The sequence below is a fragment of the Bacillus sp. NPDC094106 genome, from assembly GCF_044764345.1.
Classification (GTDB): Bacteria; Bacillota; Bacilli; order Bacillales; family Bacillaceae_G; genus Bacillus_A.
The window spans coordinates 242,174-248,173 of the sequence record NZ_JBIWHY010000007.1; the positions used below are offsets into that span (position 1 = coordinate 242,174).

Sequence of the window (6,000 nt, forward strand, 5' to 3'; positions counted from 1 at the left end):
GGGGAGCCCTTTGTTTATTACAGAAATACAATTAAAAAACTATCGCAATTATGAAAATCTAGAACTTTCCTTTGAGGATAAGGTCAATGTAATTATTGGTGAAAATGCACAAGGGAAAACGAATTTGATGGAAGCTATTTATGTATTAGCGATGGCAAAATCTCATAGAACTTCGAATGATCGTGAACTTATCCGGTGGGATGAGGATTATGGTAAAATAAAAGGTAGATTACAAAAACGAAATAGTTCTTTGTCTTTAGAATTAAATATTTCTAAAAAAGGCAAAAAGGCAAAGTTAAATCAACTTGAACAACAAAAGTTGAGCCAATATATTGGCGAAATGAATGTTGTTATGTTTGCCCCAGAAGATTTAAATCTTGTAAAAGGAAGCCCTCAAGTACGAAGACGCTTTTTGGATATGGAGCTCGGACAAATAGCTCCTGTCTATTTGTATGAATTAAGCCAATACCAAAAGGTGCTCACGCAACGAAATCACTTGCTAAAAAAAATGCAAGGGAATAGTAAAAATGAGGAAACGATGTTGGATGTATTTACACTTCAACTCATTGAACATGGTGCAAAAATTTTGCGAAAACGTTTTGAGTTTTTGCATTTACTACAAGAATGGGCTGCTCCAATCCACCGCGGAATTAGTAGAGGATTAGAGGAGTTAGAAATCGTGTATAAACCAAGTGTAGATGTATCAGAATCAATGGATTTGTCGAAAATAAAAGAAGTATACTATGAAAGTTTTCAGTCTGTGAAACAACGTGAAATTTTCCGTGGTACGACTTTAATTGGTCCGCATCGTGACGATTTACAATTCTTCGTTAATAGTAAAAATGTTCAAGTCTTTGGTTCACAAGGACAACAACGAACAACCGCACTGTCCCTAAAATTAGCTGAAATTGAATTGATTTATTCAGAGGTTAAGGAATATCCAATCCTTTTATTAGATGATGTGTTATCAGAACTAGATGATTATCGTCAATCACATCTGTTAAATACAATTCAAGGAAAAGTGCAAACATTTGTGACAACGACGAGTGTCGACGGAATTGAACACGAAACATTAAAAGAAGCGAAAACAATTCATGTAACGAACGGCACGGTAGATTGTGAAATAGACAGAGCTTAGCTTCTGTTTAAATGGAAAAGTAGGTGATCTTTGTGTCAATGGAACAAAAGCAAATGCAAGAAAATTCATATGATGAAAGTCAAATACAGGTACTTGAGGGACTAGAGGCAGTTCGGAAACGTCCGGGTATGTATATTGGATCTACGAGCGGGAAAGGACTTCACCATCTTGTATGGGAAATTGTCGATAATAGTATCGATGAAGCGTTAGCAGGATATTGTGATGAAATTAACGTTAGTATCGAAGAAGATAATAGTATTCTTGTAACGGATAATGGACGTGGTATTCCAGTTGGTATACAAGAAAAAATGGGACGTCCTGCGGTAGAGGTTATTATGACTGTCCTTCACGCTGGTGGTAAATTTGGTGGCGGCGGTTATAAAGTTTCTGGTGGTTTACATGGCGTTGGGGCATCTGTTGTAAATGCCTTATCGACAGAACTAGAAGTGTTTGTACACCGTGAAGGAAAAATCCATTATCAAAAATATGAACGAGGTATTCCAGTTGCAGATTTGAAAGTCATCGGTGAAACGGATCATACAGGGACAATAACTCGCTTTAAGCCAGATCCAGAGATTTTTAAAGAGACGACAGAATATGAATTTGATACGTTAGCGACTCGTATGCGTGAGTTGGCGTTTTTAAATCGTAATATTAAATTAACAATTGAAGATAAGCGTGAACATAAGCAAAAGAAAGAGTTCCATTACGAAGGTGGAATTAAATCTTATGTGGAGCATTTAAATCGTTCAAAACAACCAATCCATGAAGAGCCTGTATATGTTGAAGGTTCAAAAGATGGGATTCAGGTTGAAGTTGCGCTTCAATATAACGAAGGATATACAAATCATATTTACTCATTTACAAATAATATTCATACGTATGAAGGTGGTACACATGAGGTAGGATTTAAAACTGCCCTAACACGTGTAATCAACGATTATGGTCGCAAAAATAACATTTTAAAAGATGCGGATAGTAATTTAACTGGTGAAGATGTTCGTGAAGGCTTAACAGCAATCGTATCAATTAAACATCCAAATCCACAATTTGAAGGGCAAACGAAGACGAAACTTGGAAATAGTGAAGCGAGAACGATTACAGAATCTGTATTCTCAGAAGCCTTTGAAAAGTTCTTACTAGAAAACCCAAATGTTGCACGTAAAATTATAGATAAAGGAACGATGGCAGCGCGCGCGCGCGTAGCTGCTAAAAAAGCTCGTGAATTGACACGTAGAAAGAGTGCGTTAGAAGTTTCGAGTTTACCAGGTAAATTAGCGGATTGTTCTTCGAAAGATCCAGCAATCAGTGAAATTTACATCGTAGAGGGTGACTCTGCCGGCGGATCTGCGAAACAAGGGCGTGACCGTCATTTCCAAGCGATTTTACCACTTAAAGGTAAGATTATTAACGTTGAAAAGGCGCGATTAGATAAAATTTTATCTAACGATGAAGTGCGTACAATTATTACAGCGATTGGTACAAATATTGGTGGGGATTTCGATATTGAGAAGGCTCGTTATCATAAAATTATTATTATGACAGATGCCGACGTGGATGGTGCACATATTCGTACCCTATTATTGACGTTCTTCTATCGTTATATGCGTCAAATAATTGAGTGTGGTTATATATATATTGCGCAACCACCATTGTTTAAAGTACAACAAGGCAAAAAAATTCAATATGCTTACAACAATAAAGAACTTGAAAAAATACTAGCTGAATTACCGGCTCAACCTAAGCCTGGAATTCAGCGCTATAAAGGTCTAGGGGAAATGAATCCAACTCAGCTATGGGAGACAACAATGGACCCGGAAGTACGTTCGTTACTTCAAGTTTCTCTTCAAGATGCGATTGAAGCGGATGAAACGTTTGAAATTTTAATGGGTGATAAAGTAGAACCGCGTCGTAACTTTATCCAAGAAAATGCAAAATACGTGAAAAACCTTGATATTTAAGTGAGTAATGACAGGAATCCAAGTATTCCTGTCTTCTCCATATAAATCAATATATTATGTAACGGAAATGTAAGAGGAGGTGCTCGTTGATGTCAGACAATCAACAACAAGCACGAATTCGAGAAATTAATATTAGTCATGAAATGCGTACCTCATTTTTAGATTACGCAATGAGTGTTATCGTATCTCGTGCATTACCAGATGTTCGTGATGGGTTAAAACCAGTTCACCGTAGGGTTTTATATGCGATGAATGATTTAGGAATTACAGCTGATAAAGCATATAAGAAGTCGGCACGTATTGTCGGTGAAGTAATTGGTAAGTATCACCCGCACGGTGATGCAGCTGTTTATGAAACAATGGTACGTATGGCGCAAGATTTTAGTCAACGTTACATGCTTGTTGATGGACATGGTAATTTCGGTTCTGTTGATGGAGATTCAGCTGCAGCAATGCGTTATACAGAAGCAAGAATGTCTAAGATTTCCATGGAACTATTGCGCGATATTACGAAAAATACGATAGATTATCAAGATAACTATGATGGTTCTGAAAGAGAACCAATTGTATTACCAGCGCGTTTCCCTAACTTATTAGTAAATGGTACGACGGGTATTGCGGTTGGTATGGCAACAAACATTCCACCGCATCAACTTGGAGAAGTAATTGATGGTGTATTGGCATTAAGTCATAACCCTGATATTACTATCGCGGAATTAATGGAATATATTCCTGGACCAGACTTCCCAACATCAGGTTTAATCTTAGGGCGAAGTGGAATTCGAAGAGCTTACGAAACAGGCCGCGGCTCTATCATACTTCGTGCTAAAGTTGAAATTGAAGAGAGAGCAAATGGTAAACAATCTATTATCGTAACAGAACTACCTTATCAAGTTAATAAGGCGCGATTAATTGAAAAGATTGCAGAATTAGTTCGTGATAAGAAAATTGAAGGCATTACAGATTTACGTGATGAATCGGATCGAAATGGTATGCGTATTGTTATGGAAGTACGTCGTGATGCAAATGCCAATGTACTATTAAATAATCTATATAAGCACACGGCGCTTCAAACAAGCTTCGGTATTAATATGTTATCTCTTGTAAATGGAGAGCCACAAGTCCTAAATTTAAAACAAAATCTATATTATTATTTAGAGCATCAAAAGGTAGTAATTCGTAGACGTACTGCTTATGAATTAGAGAAAGCAGAAGCACGTGCCCATATTCTAGAAGGATTACGGATTGCGTTAGATCACCTTGATGAAGTTATTACTTTAATCCGTAGTTCAAAAACAGCTGATATTGCAAAACAAGGTTTAATGGAACGTTTCGGCTTAAGCGAGAAACAAGCGCAAGCGATTTTAGATATGCGTTTGCAACGTTTAACCGGATTAGAACGTGAAAAAATTGAACAAGAATATCAAGACTTAATGAAGCTAATTGCAGAGTTAAAAGCAATTTTAGCAGACGAAGAAAAAGTTCTTGAAATTATTCGCGAGGAATTAGCTGAAGTAAAAGAACGTTTTAATGATAAGAGAAGAACAGAAATTACAATTGGCGGTATGGAAGCTATCGAGGATGAAGATTTAATCCCAGAACAAAATATCGCAATTACACTTACTCATAATGGTTACATTAAGAGGTTACCGGCTTCTACGTACAAAACACAGAACCGTGGGGGACGTGGTGTACAAGGAATGGGTACGAATGATGATGACTTTGTTGAACATTTATTAACAACGTCTACTCATGATCATATTTTATTCTTCACAAACAAGGGTAAAGTATACCGTACAAAAGGATATGAAATTCCAGAGTATAGTCGTACGGCGAAAGGACTACCGATTATTAACCTATTAGGGGTAGATAAGGGTGAGTGGATCAACGCCATTATTCCAATTCGTGAGTTTGGTGACGACCAGTTCTTATTCTTTACAACGAAACAAGGTATCTCTAAGAGAACGCCGCTCTCATCATTTGCAAATATACGTACGAACGGTTTAATTGCAATTTCGCTTCGTGAAGAAGATGAAGTAATTTCTGTACGTTTAACATCTGGTGATAAAGATATTATCGTAGGGACAAGTAATGGTATGTTAATTCGCTTCAATGAACAAGATGTACGTTCCATGGGCCGTAATGCAGCTGGTGTAAAAGCTATTACACTAGGCGAAGAGGACCAAGTAGTAGGTATGGAAATTGTTGAAGAAGATACGAATGTCTTAATCGTAACGAAAAACGGGTATGGTAAGCGTACGCCGGTTGAAGAGTATCGACTACAGAGTCGTGGTGGTAAAGGTCTGAAGACTTGTAATATTACAGATAAGAACGGTAAATTAGTAGCAGTTAAATCTGTAACAGGTGAAGAAGACATTATGTTAATTACAGCAGCGGGTGTTATTATTCGTATGCCAGTTGATCAAATCTCTCAAATGGGGCGTAATACACAAGGTGTTCGTCTAATTCGATTAGAGGATGAGCAAGAGGTAGCGACAGTAGCAAAAGCACAAAAAGATGAAGATGAAGATGAAGAAATTAGTGAAGAGGTTTCTTCTGAAGAATAAGAGTGGGGATTTCCCCCCTCTTTATTTTTTTATAATAATACTTGCATAGCAATAAGAAAGCCTATATAATAGGCAGAGTCAGCAAATGAGAGATACAAGTTATCGAAAAAAACTTGTTGACGAAAATAATATACTATGATATATTATAAAAGTCGCTGAAACGCGATGTTGAACTTTGAAAACTAAACGAAACAAACAACGTGAAACGTCAATTTTTATTTTTAGATGCTAGACAAACTAACTTTATTGGAGAGTTTGATCCTGGCTCAGGATGAACGCTGGCGGCGTGCCTAATACATGCAAGTCGAGCGAATGGATTAAGAGCTTGCTCTTA

General features: G+C 37.1%; 3 protein-coding genes and 1 rRNA gene. All 4 read left to right on the forward strand.

From position 1 onward, the window contains the following. The first annotated feature begins 10 nt into the window (after positions 1-10). A complete protein-coding gene (gene recF, locus ACIQ7L_RS13315) occupies positions 11-1,138 on the forward strand; it encodes a DNA replication/repair protein RecF (RefSeq protein ID WP_400569741.1) in 1,128 nt (375 codons plus the stop codon). A 38-nt stretch (positions 1,139-1,176) separates the two neighbouring features. Next, positions 1,177-3,099 carry a DNA topoisomerase (ATP-hydrolyzing) subunit B gene (gene gyrB / locus ACIQ7L_RS13320; protein WP_400569743.1) on the forward strand — a complete coding sequence of 641 codons (1,923 nt, stop codon included), beginning with the start codon at positions 1,177-1,179 and terminating at the stop codon, positions 3,097-3,099. An 89-nt stretch (positions 3,100-3,188) separates the two neighbouring features. Continuing rightward, a complete protein-coding gene (gene gyrA / locus ACIQ7L_RS13325; protein WP_400569745.1) occupies positions 3,189-5,666 on the forward strand; it encodes a DNA gyrase subunit A in 2,478 nt (825 codons plus the stop codon). 243 nt (positions 5,667-5,909) lie between these two features. Next, positions 5,910-6,000, forward strand: a 16S ribosomal RNA gene (locus tag ACIQ7L_RS13330); the annotation flags it as partial.

Excerpts from the sequence above, each read along its gene's own strand:
- gyrB (WP_400569743.1), top strand. The coding sequence starts at position 1,177 with ATGGAACAAAAGCAAATGCAAGAAAATTCATATGATGAAAGTCAAATA.
- gyrA (WP_400569745.1), top strand. The coding sequence starts at position 3,189 with ATGTCAGACAATCAACAACAAGCACGAATTCGAGAAATTAATATTAGT.